Below are 647 nucleotides of genomic sequence, written 5' to 3' on the forward strand. Positions count from 1 at the left end.
CGCGGCCGGCCTGAGCGGGCCCAGCCGCGCCAGCGTGGGCGCGGTGCGCGACCACGTGCTCGGCGCCACGCTGCTGAACGGCCGCGCCGAGGTGCTGAGCTTCGGCGGCCAGGTGATGAAGAACGTGGCCGGCTACGACGTGTCGCGTCTGCTGTGCGGCTCGATGGGCGTGCTGGGCGTCGTGCTGGAGGTGTCGCTGAAGGTGCTGCCGGTGCAGCCGGCCACGGCCACGCTGCGCTTCGAACTCGACGAGGCCGCAGCACTGCAGCAGCTCAACGCCTGGGGCGGTCAGCCGCTGCCCGTGAGTGCCAGCGCGTGGTGGGCCGGCATGCTGCTGCTGCGACTGCGCGGCGCACGCGCCGCGGTGAATGCCGCCGTCGACACCCTGCTCACGCGGCACCGCGGCGAGGGCGTGGAAGACGGCCTGGCCACGCCGTTCTGGGACGGCCTGCGCGATCACGAGGACGAGTTCTTCGTGAAGGCCCGCACCGCGGTCGAGTCGAACACCGGCGCGGCGCTGTGGCGCCTGTCGGTACCGCAGACGGCCGCACCGATCGCGCTGCCCGGCGAGCAGCTGATCGAATGGGGCGGCGCGCAGCGCTGGTGGTGCACCGCCGCCAGCGCGGCCACGGTGCGCGAGGCGGCCC

At 74.5% G+C, this 647-nt stretch carries 1 pseudogene; it reads left to right on the plus strand.

Going from position 1 to position 647, the window contains the following annotated elements:
- A pseudogene (glcE, locus tag x551_RS23000) lies at positions 1-647 on the plus strand (glycolate oxidase subunit GlcE); the annotation flags it as partial.

Source organism: Methylibium sp. T29 (assembly GCF_000576205.1).
Taxonomy (GTDB): domain Bacteria; phylum Pseudomonadota; class Gammaproteobacteria; order Burkholderiales; family Burkholderiaceae_C; genus Methylibium; species Methylibium petroleiphilum.